Source organism: Burkholderia sp. EMB26, from assembly GCF_024730645.1.
Taxonomy (GTDB): domain Bacteria; phylum Pseudomonadota; class Gammaproteobacteria; order Burkholderiales; family Burkholderiaceae; genus Burkholderia; species Burkholderia cenocepacia.
Window position 1 is genome coordinate 786,275 of the sequence record NZ_CP078072.1, and the last position, 18,976, is coordinate 805,250.

Below are 18,976 nucleotides of genomic sequence, written 5' to 3' on the forward strand. Positions count from 1 at the left end.
TCAAAGATGGCGTGTTCGCGTCCGCAGATCAGGCCGGACCTCCGCTCCCCATCGATGCGATGAAGAGTTGAGTCCATTCTGCGATTCGCGCGCTTTCCTGAAGGTGAGGCTTCGATTACGGTTTTGTTATCTGATCGCCCGTTCTTCTATCGTCGGCTTGCGCCGTGATTACTTTATCAACCGCATGCCAGCGACCTTTGAGGCGGCCACGTCGAAGGTTGCTGTGTACTCGCACCCGACGACGTGTGCCGACCGCTCGATCAGGCAATCCGCAAAATCCGCCTTCGGTGATGCCGCGAAAACGCGAAGTGCCTTTCGCACCGTGTCAGCGCCTTCAACGGCCAGTTCCTTCGTAGCGGTCATTGAGTCGATGATGTCTGTTATCTGTTCGCGCTCTACGCCGTAGCAACGTCCCAGCACCCAGACGACCTCGACCAGCGCCACCTGCGAAACGTACCCCGGACGCTCCGCCGACAACGACTCCATCAGCGCGGTCGCCCTCTTTGATTGCACGGCATCGTCTTGAGCGAAATAGCGGACCAGCACGTTCGGATCCAGTCCTATCATCGCGCGGACGCTCCCTGTTCGGCGATGGCCCGATTCATGTCCTCGATTGACACCGATTTCTCGGGCTTTTTCACGATGCCCTTGAGCGAGGCGAGCGAGCGCGTGGCCGGGTAGATCTCATACCGGCCCGTTGCCTCGTTGAAGCTGAATTCGATCCGGTCTCCGGACTCCAGGCCTAGTTGATTGCGTACATCCACCGGAATGGTCACCTGACCCTTTGAAGTAATAGTAGCTGCTGTCATTTGCGGCACCTCCAATATTCCTTACTTTATGGTAAGGAATATGAAAAAGCAAGGGCGAGCTACCGGCGACCACCGCCGACGCTGCAGTGCGCCCGCACAGATAACGGTTTCGTAATCCTCGAGTCAGGGTCGGGTCAACGCCGCGCCGGCAGACTGCGTGCTCGTCGCATCGAATGCGCATCCGAGCCCTGCTTCGAGGAGCACCATCATGTGGATCGTCCGGCTGGCGTTACGCAGGCCCTACACGTTCGTCGTACTCGCGCTGCTGATCTTCATCGCGGGGCCGCTGGCACTGCTGCGCACGCCGACCGACATCTTTCCGAACATCGACATTCCGGTCGTCAGCATCGTCTGGTCGTACAACGGCTTCTCCGCCGAGGACATGGCCAAGCGGATCACGTCGAACTACGAACGCGCGCTCACGTCCGACGTCGACGACATCGAGCACATCGAGTCGCAATCGCTGAACGGCGTGTCGGTCGTGAAGGTGTTCTTCCACCCGGGCGCCGACATCAATCGCGCGATCGCGCAAGCCGCGAGCAACGCCGCGTCGATCCTGCGCATCCTGCCGCCCGGCACGCTGCCGCCGAACATCATCACGTACAACGCGTCGACGGTGCCGATCCTGCAGCTCGGGCTGTCGAGCGACACGCTCGCCGAGCAGCAGCTGTACGACCTCGGCAACAGCTTCATCCGCACGCAGCTCGCGACCGTCCAGGGCGCGGCGGTGCCGCTGCCGTTCGGCGGCAAGATCCGCCAGATCGTCGTCGATCTCGATACGCGCGCGCTGCAGGCGAAGGGGCTCGCGCCGATCGACGTCGTGAACGCGATCAACGCGCAGAACCTGATCCTGCCGGGCGGCACCGCGAAAATCGGCACGCACGAATACAACGTGCAGATGAACGGCAGCACGCAGACGGTCGCCGCGCTGAACGACCTGCCGGTGAAGACGATCGGCGGCAACGTCGTGTACGTGCGCGACGTCGCGCACGTTCGCGACGGCTACGCGCCGCAGACCAACATCGTGCGGGTGGACGGCAAGCGCGCGGCGCTGCTGACGGTCGAGAAGACCGGCAGCGCATCGACGCTGACGATCATCGACCAGGTGAAGGCGATGCTGCCGAAGATCGCGGCCGGGTTGCCGAACACGCTGCGCATCGCGCCGCTCGACGATCAGTCCGTGTTCGTGAAGGCGGCGGTCCAGGGCGTCGTGCGCGAAGCGCTGATCGCCGCATGCCTGACCGCGCTGATGATCCTGCTGTTCCTCGGCAGCTGGCGCGCGACGCTGATCATCGCGATCACGATTCCGCTCGCGGTGCTCACGTCGCTGCTCGCGCTGTCCGTGCTCGGGCAGACCATCAACATCATGACGCTGGGCGGGCTCGCGCTCGCGGTCGGGATCCTCGTCGACGACGCGACCGTCGCGATCGAGAACATCACGCATCATCTCGAGCTCGGCGCGCCGCTCGACGAAGCGATCCTCACCGGCGCGGGGGAAATCGCGGTGCCGACCTTCGTGTCGACGCTGTCGATCTGCATCGTGTTCGTGCCAATGTTCCTGCTCACGGGTGTCGCGCGCTATCTGTTCGTGCCGCTCGCCGAAGCCGTGATCTTCGCGATGATCGCGTCGTACTTCTTCTCGCGCACGCTGGTGCCGACGCTTGCGATGGCGCTGATGCGCGCCAAAGGCAGCGGCCGGCCGCCGCGCGGCGCATTCGCACGCATCGCGCGGTTCCAGGCCGCGTTCGAGCATCGCTTCGAGGCCGTGCGGCTGCGCTATCGCGCGCTGCTGTCGGCGGCGATCGCGCGGCGGCGCCGCTTCGCGGCCGCGTTCCTGCTCGCCTGCGTCGCATCGACGGGCCTCTACGCGTTCGCCGGGCAGGACTTCTTTCCGTCGGTCGACACCGGCGAGATTCGCCTGCATTTGCGCGCGCCGACCGGCACGCGGATCGAGGAAACCGCGCGGCTCACCGACGAAGTGGAAGCGAAGATCCGCAGCGTGATTCCGGCGAACCAGCTCGCGGGCGTGCTCGACAACATCGGCGTGCCGGTGAGCGGGATCAACCTCACGTACGACTCGTCGGACCCGATCGGCACCGAGGACGCCGACGTGCTCGTCACGCTGAAGCCGGATCACGCGTCGACCGCCGCGTACGTCGCGAAGCTGCGCAACGTGCTCGCGCAGGCGTTCCCCGGCGTGACGTTCGCGTTCCTGCCGGCCGACATCGTCAGCCAGATCCTCAACTTCGGACTGCCCGCGCCGATCGACATCCAGATCGTCGGCAACAAGCTCGACCAGAACCGCGCGGTCGCGAACGCGCTGCTCACGAAGCTGCGCGGCGTGCGCGGGCTCGTCGACGCGCGCATCCAGCAGCCCGGCGACGAACCCGCTATCAACGTGAACGTCGATCGTACGAAGGCGATCCAGGCCGGTCTCGACCAGCGCGACGTCGCGCAGAACCTGCTGATCGCGCTGTCCGGCAGCTCGCAGACGACGCCGAACTTCTGGCTCGATCCGCGCAACGGCGTCAGCTACCCGGTGCTCGTGCAGACGCCGCAGTACACGGTAAATTCGCTGCAGTCGCTCGCGAACGTGCCGCTGCCCGCCGGCACCGCCCGCTCGCCGCAGACGCCGGCCGGCGGCCCGGCCGCGGGCGCGCCCGCGCAGAACCTGCTCGGCGCGCTCGGCTCGTTCTCGCGCGCGACGCAGCAGGCCGTGGTGTCGCACTACAACGTGCAGCCGGTGCTCGACATCTTCGCGTCCGTGCAGGGGCGCGACCTCGGCGGCGTCACGGGCGACGTGACGAAGCTCGTCGACGCCGCGCGCGCGCAACTGCCGCCCGGCGCGTCGATCGTGCTGCGCGGCCAGGTGCAGGCGATGCACGAGTCGTTCGCGGGGCTGCTCGGCGGCCTCGCGCTCGCGATCTCGCTGGTCTACCTGCTGATGGTCGTGAACTTCCAGTCGTGGCTCGATCCGCTCGTGATCGTCGGCGGGCTGCCGGCATCGCTCGCCGGCATCGCATGGATGCTGTTCGTCACGCGCACCACGCTGTCGGTGCCCGCGCTGACCGGCACGATCCTGTGCATCGGCATCGCGACCGCGAACAGCATTCTCGTCGTGAACGCAGCGCGCGAGTTGCTCGCGGCCGGCGCGCCGCCATGGCAAGCGGCGCTCGACGCGGGCTTCAACCGCTTCCGGCCCGTCGTGATGACCGCGCTCGCGATGCTGATCGGCATGTTGCCGATGGCGCTCGGCCTCGGCGACGGCGGCGAGCAGAACGCGCCGCTCGGCCGCGCGGTGATCGGCGGCCTCGCGTTCGGCACGGTGTCGACGCTGCTGTTCGTGCCGGTGCTGTTCGGCTTCGTCCATGCGTGGCTCGCCCGGCGTCGCGACGCCGCGGCAGCGCGGCACGCGCAGCACGCACCCGATACGCCGGCGCTGCGTTGAGCGCGGACGCCCGCCCCTTCTCATCCTTCGATTCGCCCGCCCCCGGACCCATCATGAACGACTCGATCGAACCCGTCGCCCCGCCGCCCGCCGCCGAAGCGGCCACCGTGGCCGCAGCCGTGCCGCCCGCCGCGCGCGGCGCCGCCTCCGATACGCCGCCGCCCCGCCGCGGCCGCAAGCTGGCCGTGCCGCTCGCGGCCGTCGCGCTCGCCGCCGCGCTGCTCGCGCTCGGCATCGTGCCGCGTATCGACGCACGCGCCGCGCAGCGCGCGCAGGTCGCCGCGCAGCAGGCGCTGCCGGTGTCGGTCGTCATGCCCGGCGCGGCGCCGGCCGACCAGACACTGACGTTGCCCGGCTCGGTGATGCCGTATGCGGACGCGTCGATCTATGCGCGCACGAGCGGCTATATCGCGCACTGGAGCGCCGATCTCGGCGCGCGCGTGAAGGCCGGCCAGACGCTCGCGCAGATCTCGGCGCCCGATCTCGATGCGCAGCTGCGCCAGGCGCGTGCGGACGAAGCGAGCGCGCAGGCGAACTACGACTATGCGAAATCGACCGCGCAGCGCTGGCAGGACATGCTGAAAACGCAATCGGTGTCGCAGCAGGACACCGACACGAAGGTCGCGGACATGAACGCGAAGCGCGCGATGCTCGCGTCCGCGCAGGCGAACGTCGCGCATCTTGCCGAACTCGTGTCGTACGAGTCGGTCACCGCGCCGTTCGACGGCGTGATCACCGCACGCAACGTCGACGTCGGCACGCTCGTGACCGCGGGCGGCACGCCGGGCAGCCCGGGCCTGTCCGGCGAACTGTTCCATCTCGAACAGACGAACACGCTGCGCGTGTTCGTCGACGTGCCACAGGACAGCGCGACCGGCGTGTCGGCCGGCACGTCCGTCTACCTGACGACGCCACAGTATCCGGGCCGGCACTTTGCCGCGCAGGTCGCGCGCAGCGCGGGCGCGATCGATCCCGTCACGCGCACGCTGCGTGTCGAGATCGACGTCGACAACCGCGACGGCGCGCTGATGCCCGGCGCGTATGCGCAGGCGCATCTCGTCTTGCCGAGTGCGGCGCCGGCGCTTGAGCTGCCGGTCAGCGCGCTGCTGTTCCGCCCGAACGGCGTGACGGTCGCCACCGTCGACGCGAACGGGCAAACCGCGCTGAAGACCGTGCAGATCGGGCGGGATTTCGGCACGCGCGTGGAGATCGTCGCGGGGCTCGCGGCGGCCGATCGCGTGATCGACAACCCGGGCGATGCGATCACGGTCGGGGAAGCCGTGAAGGTCGTGTCGACTTCGCACGATGCGGCGCCGGTTGCGGCTTCGTCTGCTTCGTCTGCTTCGTCTGCTCTGCCCGCGCAACCGGCTTCCGCGGTCAGTGCACGCGACGTGCCGCCGCTGCACGCGGCCGGTGCCGCGCCGGCTGCGTCGACACTCGCTCCCGCGCCCGCCCACGGCTGACCCATCGACGACCACCCACGAGATGCCTGCCATGCGTCTTCCTCATCCGCTCCCGTTCGCTCGCCGCATCGTCGCGCTCGGCGCCGTCGCCGCACTGACCGCCTGCTCGACGCTGCCGCGCTATTCGCCGCCCGCCGTCGCGGTGCCCGTGCACTATGCAGGCGCACCGGCAGCACCTGCCGAACAAACCGGCTGGCACGTCGCGATGCCGGCCGACGCCGTCGCACGCGGCCCCTGGTGGACCGTCTTCGACGATGCCGATCTGAACGCGCTCGAAGCGCGCGTCGACGTGTCGAACCAGACGGTGAAGAAAGCCGTCGCCGATCTGCAGCAAGCCCGCGCGATGGTCGACTATCAGCACGCCGGGTTCCTGCCGACGATCACGGCCGGTGCCGCGCAGAGCCGCGCGCGCGTGTCGCAGAACCGGCTCGGCTCGTCGCTCGCCGGCAAGACGACGCCCGACTACCAGGTCGGCGTGGCCGCGAGCTGGGAGCCCGACCTGTTCGGCCGCGTGCGCGACGCGGTGACCGGCGCGCAGGCGAACGCCGCCGCGAGCGCGGCCGACCTGCAGGCCGTGAAGCTGTCGGTCACGGCCGAACTCGCGACCGACTATTTCGCGCTGCGCTCGCTCGACACGCAGAAGCAACTGCTCGACGACACGGTGCATGCGTACGCGGACGCGCTGACGCTGCTCAAGCAGCAACTCGCGGCCGGTGCGATCGACGCGTCGGCGGTCGCGCAAGCCGAGACGCAGCTCGAATCGACCCGCACGCAGGACACCGACATCGATGCGTCGCGTGCGCAGTTGCAGCACGCGATCGCGACGCTCGTCGGCGAAAGCGCGTCGACGTTCGCGCTGCCGCCGCACGTACAGCCGTTCCACGTGCCGGCCATTCCGGCCGGCGTGCCGTCGCAACTGCTGGAGCGGCGGCCCGACATCGCGGCGGCCGAGCGTCGCGTCGCGGCCGCGAACGCGCAGATCGGCGAGGCGCGGGCCGCGTTCTTCCCGGATCTCGTGCTGTCGGCGAGCGCCGGCCTCGAAAGTTCGTTCTTCGCGCCGTGGCTCGCCGCGCCGAGCCTGTTCTGGTCGCTCGGCCCGCAACTCGCCGGCACGCTGTTCGACGGCGGCCGCCGCAGCGCGTCGCTGCGCGGCGCGCATGCGCAATACGACGGTGCGGTCGCCGACTACCGGCAAACCGTACTCGTCGCGTTCCAGCAGGTCGAGGATCAGTTGTCCGCGCTCGATGCGCTCGCGTCCGAAGCCGTCAGCCAGCAGCGCGCGACCGACGCGGCCGACCTGTCGCTGCGGCTGACGACGAATCGCTTCAACGCGGGCGCCGTCAGCTATCTGGACGTGGTGACCGCGCAGACGATCGCGCTGACGAACCGGCGCACGGCCGATCAGATCGACGCGCGCCGGATCGAGGCCGAAGTCGGGTTGCTGAAGGCGCTGGGTGGTGGCTGGCAGGCGGGCGTAAGCGCCAGCTCAGACGCGGAATCGAACACCGACACGCACGAACACGCGGCCGCCGCGCGCCACGAACCCGCCGTCACGCAACAGGCGGCCGGTTGAACACGAGCACGAACCGCGTGCCGCGCGCATCGCTTTCGACCTGCGCGCTGCCGCCGTGCAGCTCCATCACCGAGCGCACGATCGCGAGGCCGAGCCCGGCCGTGCCGCCCGGCGCACCGCCGCTGCGCGCGGGGTCGCCGCGCACGAACCGGTCGAAGATCCGCGGCAGCAGCGCGGGATCGATCGGCTCGCCCGAATTCGCGACGACGACGCGCACCGCATCGGCCGTTTCATCGACGCTCAGCGTGATGACGCCGCCGGCAGGCGTGTAACGCAGCGCGTTCGCGAGCAGGTTGCCCACGGCCCGACGAAACAGTTCGACATCGGCCGTCAGCTGCCCCTGCCCGTCGACGCGCAACGTCGAGCCCGCTTCGTCGGCGAGCCCCTCGAAATACTCGGCGATGCGCTCGAGTTCGTCGCGCACGTCGAACGCGCGCTGCCGCGTGACGAAGCTCGGATGCTCGGCGCGCGCGAGAAACAGGACGTTCTCGATCATCCGCGCGAGACGGTCGTATTCCTCGAGATTCGATTCGAGCAGCGTCTGGTACTCGTCGACCGAACGCGGCCGCGCGAGCGCGACTTCGGTGGCGCCGCGCATGTTGTTCAGCGGCGTGCGCAGGTCATGCGCGAGATCGGCGCTGAATTGCGACAGATGCGCGAACGCCTGCTGCAGGCGGCCGAGCATCGCGTTCTGCGCGTCGACCAGCGCGCGCAGCTCGGGCGGCGCGCGCGACGCGTCGAGCCGCGTGTCGAGCTTGTCGACCGTGATCCGGCCGGTGTTGTCGACGATCTCGCGCAACGGCGCGAGCGCCGTGCGGATCAGCCAATAGCCGAGCAGCAGCGCGAACAGCGCGCCGAGCCCGCCGGCGAGCTTGAGCCGGTCGCGGTAGCCGTCGAGCAGATCGGCCCGGTCGCGCATGTTGCGCGCGATCGCGATGCGGATCGGCGTACGGTCGCCGAGCGGGGCCTCGATCACGACGCCGCGCATCGGCGTGCCGCCGTCGGCGGTCCACGTGACGAGCCGGTCGTCCGTGATCCGGTCGTTCGCCGGAACCGGCACCGCGCGTGGCGCAAAGAGCTGCGCGTCGGCCAGCGGCGCCGAGGCGGCTGCCGGCGCGTCGTCGAGTGCGGCGAGCCGGACGTTGTGGCGCGCGAGCACGTCGCCCCCCGCATCGACGACGACCATCGACAGCGCCTCGTTGCCCAGCACCTGGCTCGTCAGCCGCTCCGCGTGCGAGCGAACCGCGTCGAGCGACTCGAGTTCGCCCGCGAGCCGGCGCGTGTGGCGCGCGGCCAGCACGATGTCGAGATCGTCCTGGGTGTTCACCTGCCGCTCGAGGCCCGCATACACGTACGCGCCGACGAGCGCGAACGCGGCCAGCGTGGTCGCGGCGAACGCGAGCGCGAGCGTCGCGGCCAGCGAGCGCGGCCGCGTCATGCGTCGTCCTTCGGTTCGAGCACGTAGCCGACGCCGCGCACGGTATGGATCAGCTTGACCGGGAACGCGTCGTCGATCTTCGCGCGCAGGCGCCGGATTGCGACTTCGACGACATTGGTGTCGCTGTCGAAATTCATGTCCCACACGTACGACGCGATCTGCGTGCGGCTCAGCACCTCGCCCTGGCGGCGCGCGAGCAGCTGCAGCAGCGAGAATTCCCGCGGCGTCAGGTCGATCCGCGTCGCGCCGCGCTTCACGCGGCGGCGCACCACGTCGATGTCCAGATCGCCGACCGCCAGGTGCTCGGTCTCGCGCGGCGGCCCGCGACGCGCGAGCGTGCGGATCCGGGCGAGCAGCTCGACGAACGCGAACGGCTTCACGAGGTAGTCGTCGGCGCCGAGTTCGAGGCCGTGCACGCGGTCCTGCACGTCGTCGCGCGCGGTCAGGAACAGCACCGGCGTCGTGTGCGTGTCGCGCAGCCGCTTGAGCACGCCCCAGCCGTCGAGCACGGGCAGCATCACGTCGAGCACGATCACGTCGTAACGCTCTTCCTGCGCGAGCATCAGCCCTTCGCCGCCGTCCTTCGCGAGATCGACGCTGAAACCCGATTCCTCGAGCCCCTTCTTCAGGTACGCGCCCGTCTTCGGTTCGTCTTCGACTATCAGGATGCGCATCGCCGGCTCCGTCGCATTCGTGGGGACATGCGGCGATGTTACCGGGAAACGGCGACGCGGCGCCGCTGCGTGCAAGCGCGAATGGCGTAGATGACAAAACCGTAATCAGCCGGTCAGCCTGGCGTGCGGTTGCACGAAAACAGGGACACATTGGCATCGCGGGGCGGTTCGGCCGCGCGCGCCAACGCCGGCCGTCCATGCGGTTCATCGCTGTTCGCGCGCGCCGGACGGAACGGCGCGGCCGGCGCCGGTCAGGCTAACGCCGCCGGCTCGCGCAGGGCGGCTCGCTCACCCCGACGCGGGCGACCCAGCCGCGGTAGAACGCGCGGTACTTCAGCACGAGCGTGTCGTACCGGCTGTACGCACCGCCGCCGTCCGGCTTCATCCCGTTCCAGATCCTGACGTCGTACCCCGCCGCCTGTCGGGTCTGGAGCCCGAACAGCCCGTAGTCGATCGCGCGCCGCGGCACGCCGCGCGCCTTCCTGATCGAGATCAGCATGTGCATGACGTTCTTGCCGTCGCTCACCGGCGTCACGCACTGGAGCAGCTTGTATTTGACGTCTGCGTCCAGCGCGACGGTCGTCACGCATCCGCCCGGGTAGCCGTCGAAGTGCAGGTTCATCTGCGACATGTTCATGCCAAGCGCGCGCGACAGCATGCCGAACGGCCCGAAGAGATCAGGCGCGCCGCGAGCGCGTGGATCGTCACCGCGGTGTTCTCGAGCCCGCGGGAGAACAGAAAGGTCATGAAGGCGAGCACATTCACGGAAGCGCGAATCGCATTCGCGCTGAAACATTTCAACGGCGTGCCAGCGCTGGCCGGCCGCGAACCGCGACACTGACGAATCGAGGAGGCCGCGTGCCCATCCAGGAAGCCTTGCTGAAGATGTCGATGTACGTGTCGCTGGTGCCGATCGTGCCGGGGCCGACCAATACGCTGCTGCTGTCGTCCGGGTTGAAGGTCCGCTTGCGTGGCACCTGGCCGCTGATCGTCGCCGAGGCGCTCGGCTACGCGATCGCGATTGCCGGATGGGGTTCTTCCTGTCCGCGCTCGCTGCGGGCCGGCCCTGGCTTTATGACGCGGTCAAGCTCGCGAGTTCCATCTACATCTTTTTCCTCGCGCTGAAGATATGGACGCATAAAGCAAGCTGGGCGGCGCGCGGCGCTTCATTGCGCGACGCCGCGCTTCGGAAACCGCATCGCTATGACGAGCCCGCCGTCGGCCGCGTTGGCAATTTGCAGCGTGCCGCCGTGATGGCGAACGAGGCGGTGAACGATGGCCAGGCCCAAACCGCTGTGCGAGGTGCCGCCGCGAGCGGGATCGAGCCGGACAAACGGACGCAGCACGCGATCCAGATCAGGCTCGGATACGCCGGGCCCGTGGTCTCGCACCACGAGTTCGTAGTGCTCGCCATGCGCTCGCGTGGTGATCTCCACGGGCGGCTCGCCGTAGGTCAGCGCATTTTCGACGAGGTTCGAGAGCATGCGGTCGATGTCGACCGCAGGTAGCATGAAGTCGGGCCCCGCGTGAAGATCGAGCGTGACGAGCGCATCCCGGTGCGCCTCGCCGCTCGGACTCGGTGCGTCGGTGTAATCGCGACGGCAATGCGTGTCCACGCTGATCCGCGGCGAACCTTCGGGGATCTCGCGCGCAAAGTCGAGAAACTGCGTGATGACACGCGACATGGACTCGGTATCGCGCAGAAAGCCCTCGCGATCGCCACGATCGGTCAGCAGGTCTGCCCGCACCTGCATGCGTGTGATCGGTGTGCGCAGGTCGTGCGCGATACTCGCCAGCATCACGGCGCGCTCGCGCTCGGCCACGGCCAGCTCGCCGGTCATGTCGTTGAAGTCGCCGATCAGCTCGCGCAATTCGCGCGGCCCGCGCTTGCGCACCATGTTCAGATGGTGGCCGGTGCGATGTTCGCGCGCGGCTGCGGCAAGATCGCGAATGGGGCGATTCAATTGCCACGCAAGCACGACGGCAACCACGATGGCGAACATCAGCGTCAACGCCAGCGCCCCGGTGAAACGGCTCAGCGGCACCTCGGCTTGCGGCAGCACGATGCCACGCGTGCTGCCCGCGGGGAGCACGCGCAGCGTGCCGTCGTCGTCCATTGCCACGTGAGTGCCCGGCGGCAGCACGTGCCGCAATTGCCGTTCGATGGGCCCGTTCGTGTCGTCGCGAAAGCGCCGCGCGTCGGCGGCCGGCAGTTGCTTCAGGTCCACGAACGAAATACCGAGGATGTCCGCCCCGGACCGCTCGCCGTCGCCGCCCCGCCCGTCCATGCCGGCGGCAACCTCCACGACGCGCGAAATATGGAAGGCGGCGAGGCTCGCGCGCGTTCGCTCGATCAACAGCAGCGACGTGAGATGAACCAGCATCAGCAGGCCCACCGTGGTGATGACGAGCCGGCCGAACATCGTATCAAGTGGATTCTTCATCGGCCGGGTTGTCGGGAATGAACATGTAGCCGATCCCGCGCACGGTTTGCAGCCGTCGGGGATTGGACGGGTCGTCCTCGATCAGGCGGCGCAGGCGCCATACCGGCACGTCGATGCCGCGCTCGGTCACTTCGGCATCCGGACCGTGGAGCAATTCGATGAGCCGCGTACGCGAAAGCGTTTCCATGGGGTGCGAGGCCAGCACCTCGAGCAGCGCGTACTCGCCGCCGGTGAGCTTCACGGGCGTGCCTTCGCACAGCAGCGTGCGCGTCGCGAAATCCAGTTCGAAGCGGCCGAACCGGCACGGAGCGGGCTTCTCCTGCACCGCTGTCGTCCGCGGTGGCCCTTGGCGGCGCAGCACTGCCTGGATGCGCGCGAGCAGTTCCTGGGGCATGAACGGCTTGCCCAGATAGTCGTCCGCCCCGAGTTCGAGCCCGAGCACGCGGTCAATGCCGTCGGCGCGCGCGGTCAGCATGATGACGGGAATCGTGTCGCCGCTCGCGCGCAGCTGCTTGAGCGCGGTGAGGCCATCCACGCCCGGCATCATGAGGTCCAGCACGATGATGGCCGGCCGTTCGCGCTCCAGCCGCCGCGCGAGATTCGTTGCATCGTGCAGAACGGAGAACTCGATGCCGCGCTGCTGGAAGAACCTGCGCAGCAGGTCGCGCAGTTCCGCATCGTCGTCGACGAGCAGGACTTGCGGCGCGGAGCCGGGGATGGAAGATGGGTGCATTTCAGGTATTCAGGGCGGCGTGAGGACGAAATGATGGTAGCCCGGATACGATCTGACTGGCTTTCGAAATATTACTGTGATTTGCGATTCCTAACGGAACCAGCACAAGGGCCGGGCCGCGAGGGTATTACGTATGCCGAAATCCCGATTCTCTTCCCCCTCTCCAGGCGCGTCACTGGACAGTAAGTTTCCGTAAGCACAAAAAAATGCGCCGTCGGTAGCGTTACGCCTTGTCCAGCACCGGCACCGCCAGGTCCCCTGAAGCGTCCGGAGCCGTCCCGTTCTCGCATCGCGCGACATCGCGATGTCCAAACAGGTCAAAGATGAAGACGCCCATTCTCGCGAACCACGCGCACCACCCCATGACGTACAGGCCGCGCCAGCTGTTTGCCGCACTCTCGATCCTTGCGATAGTCGGAACCGCCGGCTGCAACAGGCAAACCGGCGCACCGCCCGGCGGCTTCGCCACGCAGACCGCCCAGGTGGGCGTGCTCTCGCTCGCGCCGCAGCGGATCGTCGAAACGACCGAACTTTCCGGCCGCCTTTCCGCGCAGAAGGTCTCCGACGTACGACCGCAGGTGAGCGGCATCATCCTCAAGCGCTTGTTCGTGGAAGGCAGTGACGTGAAGGCGGGCCAGGTGCTCTACCAGATCGATCCGGCCACCTACCAGGCTGCCTACGACCAGGCACGCGGCACGCTGGAAAACGCCCGCGCCACGCTGGCTTCGGCGAAGACGAAAGCGGACCGCTTCACCGAACTCGTGAAGATCAACGCCGTGAGCAAGCAGGACTACGACGACGCCGTCGCCGCGGTTCGCGCAGACGCCGCGAGCGTCACGGCCGACGAGGCAGCGCTCGAATCCGCGCGCGTGAACCTCGAATACACGCACGTGCGTGCGCCCATCTCCGGACGCATCGGCGCATCGACCGTGACGGAAGGCGCGCTCGTGACCTCGAACCAGACCACCGCGCTCGCCACCATCCAGGCGTTCGACCGGATGTACCTCGACGTCACGCGCCCCAGCACGGAATGGCTGAGGCTTCGCAAGGCCTTCGCTTCCGGGCGCCTGAAGAAAACGGGCAGCGACAGCGCCGCCGTCACGCTCGTGATGGAAGACGGCACCGAATACGCCCACCCCGGCGCGCTGCAGTTCTCCGGCGTCACGGTGGACGCCACCACCGGGTCGGTCACGCTGCGCAGCACGTTCCCGAACCCCGAACGCGAATTGCTTCCCGGCATGTTCGTGCGCGCCCGCCTGGAAGAAGGCGAGAACGACAACGCGATACTCGTGCCGCAGATGGCCGTGACGCGCGCGTCGGACGGCAAGGCGAGCGTCTACGTCGTGGATGCGGCCGGCAACGCGCGGCAAGTGCAAGTCACGGCCGACAACGCATTCCGGGACCAATGGATCGTGACCTCGGGCCTGCACGCCGGCGACCGCGTGATCGTGAGCGGCCTGCAGAGCGTGCATGCGGGCGCGCCGGTCAAGGTGGCGGCCGATACGCCGCAGACGCAGGCGAACGCGGCATCCGCGGCACCCGCGACGGACACGGCCTCGACCGTGTCGGCACAACGTTAGGCGGAGAACGGCATGGCAGAGTTCTTCATCAAGCGCCCCATTCTCGCGTGGGTCATGGCCATCGTCATCATGCTGGTGGGCGCGGCGGCGGTCACGAGTCTTCCCGTCGCGCAGTACCCCACCATCGCGCCGCCCTCCGTGCAGGTGACGGCCACTTACCCCGGCGCCTCCGCCGACACCGTCGCGGCAACCGTGACCCAGGTGATCGAGCAGAAGCTGAGCGGCATCGACAACGTGCTGTACATGTCGTCCACGAGCAGTTCCGCCGGGCAAGCCACCATCACGCTGACGTTCAATCCCGGAACGAATCCCGACATCGCGCAGGTACAGGTGCAGAACAAGGTGACGCAGGCCACGCCTACCCTGCCCCAAACGGTGCAGGAGCAAGGTGTGCAGGTCGCGAAGGCGTCGACGAGCTTTCTCATGATCGTCGCGCTCTCGTCGCCGGGCGGCACCTGGAATTCGGTGGATCTCGGCAACATCATCGCGACCCGGATCGAAGATCCGCTCGCGCAGTTGAACGGCGTGGGCGACGTGACGCTGTTCGGCGCGCAGCACGCGATGCGCATCTGGCTCAACCCGGTGAAGCTGCACGGTTTCGGACTCGCGCCCTCCGACGTGACCACGGCCATCACGAACCAGAACGTCGAGCTTTCCACGGGGCAGGTCGGCGGCTCGCCGGCAACGGATTCGCAGGCCATCAACGCGACCATCCGCTCGTCGAGTCTGCTGACGAGCGCCGACCAGTTCGCCGACATCCTGCTGCGCGTGAACAGCGACGGCTCGCGCGTGCTGCTGAAGGACGTGGCGCGCGTCGAGGTGGGCGGCGACAGCTACGACACCGCGTCGCGTCTGAACGGCAAGCCGGCATCCGCGCTCGCCATCAAGCTCGCCACCGGCGCCAACGCGCTGGACGCGGCCAACGCCGTGCGGGCGAAGCTCGCCGAGATCCAGCTGCAATTGCCGAAGGACGTCGCGATCAGTTACCCGTACGACACCACGCCGTTCGTTCGCATCTCGATCGAAGAGGTCGTGAAGACGCTGTTCGAAGCGGTAGTACTGGTCTTCCTCGTGATGTACCTGTTCCTGCAGAACGTGCGCGCCACGCTGATTCCGACCCTCGTGGTGCCCGTTGCGCTGCTCGGCACGTTCGGCGTGATGTCGATGATCGGTTTTTCGATCAACGTACTCTCGATGTTCGCGATGGTGCTCGCCATCGGCCTGCTCGTGGACGACGCCATCGTGGTGGTGGAAAACGTCGAGCGCATCATGAGCGAGGAGAAGCTCGGCCCGAAGGAAGCCACGCACAAGGCGATGGGGCAGATTACCGGCGCCCTGGTCGGCGTGACCACCGTGCTCACCGCCGTCTTCATTCCGATGGCGTTCTTCGCGGGCTCCACGGGCGCGATCTACCGGCAGTTCTCCATCACCATCGTCTCGGCGATGCTGCTGTCGGTCATGCTCGCGCTTACGCTCACGCCGGCGCTGTGCGCCACGCTGCTCAAGCGCGCCGACGTGGAGCACCACGACAAGCGCGGCTTCTTCGGCTGGTTCAACCGGTGGTTCGCCAAGCGCAACGCGGGCTACAGTTCCTCGCTCGCACGCGTGGTCGCGCGACCCGCGCGTTACATGCTGCTCTACGGCGCGATCGCCGGCGTCGTGGCGTTGCTCTACGTCACGTTGCCCTCCTCGTTCCTGCCTGACGAAGACCAGGGCTACTTCATCGTGTCGATCAGCGCGCCCGCGGGCACGCCGGCCTCGCGTACGCTGAAGACGGTGGAGGCCGTGGAGCAGTACGTGCTGAAGGACGAGCCGGGCGTCAAGCAGGTCATCGCCATCAACGGCTTCAGCTTCAACGGCCAGGGGCAGAACAACGCCATCGCGTTCGTGACGCTCAAGGACTGGAGCCTGCGCGGTTCGCGCGACAGCGTGTCGGCCATCATCGCGCGCGCCAACCAGCATTTCGCCGGCAATCGCGACGCGCGCATCTTCGTGCTGAACCCGCCCGCCATTCAGGAACTGGGTACGCAAAGCGGCCTCGACTTCGAGATAGAAGATCGCGGCGGCGCAGGCCACGACAAGCTGCTCGCGGTGCGCAACCAGTTTCTCGGCATGGCGTCGAAGGAGCCGACGCTCGCGATGGTGCGTCCGTCCGGCCTTGAAGACACGCCGCAGCTGCAGGTGGACATCGACCGCGAAAAAGCCAACGCGCTGGGGCTTTCCATCTCCGACGTCAACGCGACGCTGCAGACCGCGTTCGGTTCGTCCTACGTGAACAACTACATCGACACGGGGCGCGTGCAGAAAGTCTACGTGCAGTCGGACGCCCCGTATCGCATGATGCCTGCCGACCTTGGCGACTGGTATGTGAAGGCAAGCAGCAGTGCGTCGAGTTCGTCGTCTTCATCGTCCTCGAGCACCACGAGCACGACCGGCTACGACTCCACGATGGTGCCCTTCTCGTCGTTCGCAAAGAGCCACTGGACGTCCGGGCCGCCACAGATCGAACGCTACAACCGGCAGCTCGCCACCGGCATTTCGGCCGCCACGCGGCCCGGCGTGAGCACCGGCGAGGCAATGACGGCAGTCGAACAGCTTGCACGCAAACTGCCGCCCGGCTTCGCCGTGGAATGGACGGGCCAGTCGTATCAGGAGAAGCAGGCCGGCTCGCAAGCCACGGTGCTCTACGCGATCTCGCTCGTCGTCGTGTTCCTGTGCCTGGCGGGCCTCTACGAAAGCTGGTCGATTCCGCTTGCGGTGCTGCTCGTCGTGCCGCTCGGTGTGCTGGGCGCGTTACTTGCCGCTCATGGGCGCGGGCTTTCGAACGACATCTATTTCAAGGTGGGGCTGCTGGCCACTATCGGTCTGTCCACGAAGAACGCCATCTTGATCGTCGAGTTCGCGAAGGATCTGCAAGCGCAGGGACGCAGCCTCGTGGACGCCGTACTCGAAGCCGCCCACATGCGGCTGCGCCCCATTCTCATGACTTCGCTCGCGTTCGTGTTCGGCGTGCTGCCGCTCGTCATCAGTACGGGTGCCGGCGCCGGCGCACGCCACGCCATCGGCACGGGCGTGACGGGCGGCATGATCGCGGCCACGGTGCTCGCCATCTTCTTCGTACCGGTCTTCTTCGTCGTGGTGCGCAGACTGTTCAACGAACACGGTCACACGACGGACTCCGCCGGCATCAACGAGGGCAACGCATGAAACGCACACTGATCGCCCTTGTCTGCACGGGCATGCTGGCAGGCTGCACGCTGGACCCGACGTACCAAAGGCCGGCCGCACCGGTCGACAATACCTGGTCCACCGTGCCCTCGCGGCCGCAGCCGAAGGCCGCGCAGAGCACGGCTGCGGCACCGCTGGGAGCCGACCTCGGCTGGCGCGACTTCTTCAAGGATCCGCGACTGCAAAAGCTGATCGAACTCGCGCTCGCGAACAACCGCGACATGCGCGTGGCCGCGCTCAACGTGGCGCAGTACGAAGCGCAGTACCGCATTGCGCGCGCCAACGTCGGACCGGCCATCAACGCATCCGGCTCGATCACGCGCGAACGCGTGGCCGGCTCCACGGGCGCATACGGTTCGAGCAGCGCGAGCGTGGGCCTCACATCGTGGGAAATCGACTTCTTCGGCCGCCTGCGCAGCCTCAAGCGCCAGGCGCTGGAGCAGTACCTCGCCACGGACGCCGCGCGCACCAGCACGCAGATCAGCCTGATCGCGACCGTCGCCACCGACTATCTGCAACTGCGCTCCGACGAGACGTCGTTGCAGATCGCGCAGAACACCGTGGATGCGGACCAGCACACCTACGATCTCACGGTGAACATGATGAAAATGGGCAGCGCGTCGCTGCAGGACGGGCGCCAGGCCGAAAATTCGCTGGCGAGCGCGCGGTCGAGTCTCGCCTCGTACACGCGTGCGGTCGCGCAGGACCGCAACAACCTGGTGGCCGAAATCGGTGCGCCGCTGCCCGACGATCTGCCGCAGGGCCCTTCGCTGATGGAAAGCGAGCACACGTTCGCGGACATCGGCGAAGGCGTGCCGTCGGATCTGCTCGCGCGCCGGCCCGACATCGTCGAAGCCGAGCACACGCTGAAGGCCGCCAACGCCAACATCGGTGCGGCGCGCGCCGCGTTCTTTCCGAAGATCGAGCTGACGGCTTCCGCGGGCACCACGAGCGGCAGCCTCTCGAACCTGTTCAAGGCGGGCACGGGGGCGTGGACGTTTGCGCCGACCCTCTCGGTGCCGCTCTTCGATTTCGGCTACAACCGCGCCACGCTGGACGTGGCGAAAGTCGAGAAGGACATCGACGTCGCCAACTATGAAAAGGCCATCCAGACGGCGTTCAAGGAGGTGTCGAATGCACTCGCGGGACGCACCACGTACGTCACCCAGGTCGCCGCGGATCGCGACTACGTCGAGTCCGCGCGGCAGTACTACGACCTCGCGCAGGCACGCTATCGCAGCGGCACCGACAGCTTCCTGACCCTGCTCGACGCGCAGCGCACGCTCTACGCCGCGCAACAGCAACTGGTCACGGACATGCTCGCCAAGCAGTCCAATCTCATCACGCTGTACAAGGTGCTGGGCGGCGGCTGGCGGGAAACGAGCGCGGTGGCGCAGCGGTAGCCTCCGTACGCCCGTGACCGACGCGCTTTCGCACATCACGGGCGTCTTGCCATCGATGCCTCGTTCCCCCGCAGGAACGGACTGCTAAAAACAGCCATGCGCACGACGGATCGCGCGCGGTTCTCGCGAAAGCCCGTCTTTCTGGCCCATCCTCGCCGGCCCTCCCACGTGCAATCTTTTTGC

The 18,976-nt window shown here is 67.6% G+C and carries 12 protein-coding genes and 2 pseudogenes; 7 read left to right on the forward strand and 7 right to left on the reverse strand.

What is annotated here, in order from left to right; all coding sequences use genetic code 11:
• Nucleotides 1–168: 168 nt before the first annotated feature.
• On the reverse strand, nt 169–567 hold the full coding sequence (locus tag KU887_RS33895) for a PIN domain-containing protein (protein ID WP_043205949.1): 399 nt from the start codon (nt 565–567) through the stop codon (nt 169–171).
• Nucleotides 564–809, reverse strand: coding sequence for an AbrB/MazE/SpoVT family DNA-binding domain-containing protein (locus KU887_RS33900; protein ID WP_012493780.1), 246 nt, complete (start codon nt 807–809; stop codon nt 564–566). Before KU887_RS33900 ends, KU887_RS33895 begins: the two co-directional genes overlap by 4 nt.
• Nucleotides 810–1,017: 208 nt before the next feature.
• Between KU887_RS33900 and KU887_RS33905 the strand changes: the two genes are divergently transcribed.
• Genes KU887_RS33905 through KU887_RS33915 form a run of 3 tightly spaced genes read left to right on the forward strand, consistent with a single transcriptional unit; the run spans nt 1,018 to nt 7,293 of the window.
• Nucleotides 1,018–4,257 (forward strand): efflux RND transporter permease subunit, encoded by a 3,240-nt coding sequence (locus KU887_RS33905; RefSeq protein WP_258258587.1) that lies wholly within the window; start codon nt 1,018–1,020, stop codon nt 4,255–4,257.
• A 53-nt stretch (nt 4,258–4,310) separates the two neighbouring features.
• On the forward strand, nt 4,311–5,720 hold the full coding sequence (locus tag KU887_RS33910) for an efflux RND transporter periplasmic adaptor subunit (RefSeq protein ID WP_258258589.1): 1,410 nt from the start codon (nt 4,311–4,313) through the stop codon (nt 5,718–5,720).
• A 31-nt stretch (nt 5,721–5,751) separates the two neighbouring features.
• Complete coding sequence (locus tag KU887_RS33915) at nt 5,752–7,293, forward strand: efflux transporter outer membrane subunit (protein ID WP_062885718.1); 1,542 nt, start codon at nt 5,752–5,754, stop codon at nt 7,291–7,293.
• Here the strand turns inward: KU887_RS33915 and KU887_RS33920 are convergent.
• The 3 genes and pseudogenes from KU887_RS33920 to KU887_RS33930 form a co-directional block, all read right to left on the reverse strand.
• Nucleotides 7,271–8,731 (reverse strand): heavy metal sensor histidine kinase, encoded by a 1,461-nt coding sequence (locus KU887_RS33920; RefSeq protein ID WP_258258590.1) that lies wholly within the window; start codon nt 8,729–8,731, stop codon nt 7,271–7,273. The genes KU887_RS33915 and KU887_RS33920 overlap by 23 nt on opposite strands.
• Nucleotides 8,728–9,405, reverse strand: a complete 678-nt coding sequence (locus tag KU887_RS33925; protein WP_006489720.1) for a heavy metal response regulator transcription factor — start codon at nt 9,403–9,405, stop codon at nt 8,728–8,730. The genes KU887_RS33920 and KU887_RS33925 overlap by 4 nt, the downstream gene beginning before the upstream one ends.
• A 256-nt stretch (nt 9,406–9,661) precedes the next feature.
• A pseudogene (locus KU887_RS33930) lies at nt 9,662–10,078 on the reverse strand (2Fe-2S ferredoxin); the annotation flags it as partial.
• Between the two features lie 185 nt (nt 10,079–10,263).
• On the opposite strand from KU887_RS33930, the pseudogene KU887_RS33935 reads away from it, so the two are divergent.
• Nucleotides 10,264–10,541 (forward strand): annotated as a pseudogene (locus KU887_RS33935) (LysE family translocator); the annotation flags it as partial.
• Between the two features lie 30 nt (nt 10,542–10,571).
• Here KU887_RS33935 and KU887_RS33940 read toward each other — a convergent pair.
• Together KU887_RS33940 and KU887_RS33945 are read right to left on the reverse strand one after the other, a co-directional pair.
• Nucleotides 10,572–11,849, reverse strand: a complete 1,278-nt coding sequence (locus KU887_RS33940; RefSeq protein ID WP_043205951.1) for an ATP-binding protein — start codon at nt 11,847–11,849, stop codon at nt 10,572–10,574.
• Entirely contained in the window at nt 11,833–12,582 is a 750-nt protein-coding gene (locus tag KU887_RS33945) for a response regulator (protein ID WP_258258596.1), read from the reverse strand. Before KU887_RS33945 ends, KU887_RS33940 begins: the two co-directional genes overlap by 17 nt.
• Nucleotides 12,583–12,905: 323 nt before the next feature.
• Here KU887_RS33945 and KU887_RS33950 point away from each other — a divergent pair, with 323 nt between their 5' ends.
• The 3 genes from KU887_RS33950 to KU887_RS33960 are packed head-to-tail and all read left to right on the forward strand — an operon-like array spanning nt 12,906 to nt 18,793.
• Nucleotides 12,906–14,162 (forward strand): efflux RND transporter periplasmic adaptor subunit, encoded by a 1,257-nt coding sequence (locus KU887_RS33950; protein ID WP_077020421.1) that lies wholly within the window; start codon nt 12,906–12,908, stop codon nt 14,160–14,162.
• Between the two features lie 12 nt (nt 14,163–14,174).
• The gene (locus tag KU887_RS33955; protein WP_258258601.1) at nt 14,175–17,369 is read left to right on the forward strand and encodes an efflux RND transporter permease subunit; all 3,195 of its coding nucleotides are present in this window, start codon (nt 14,175–14,177) and stop codon (nt 17,367–17,369) included.
• Nucleotides 17,366–18,793, forward strand: coding sequence for an efflux transporter outer membrane subunit (locus tag KU887_RS33960; RefSeq protein WP_112751600.1), 1,428 nt, complete (start codon nt 17,366–17,368; stop codon nt 18,791–18,793). The genes KU887_RS33955 and KU887_RS33960 overlap by 4 nt, the downstream gene beginning before the upstream one ends.
• Nucleotides 18,794–18,976 lie beyond the last annotated feature (183 nt).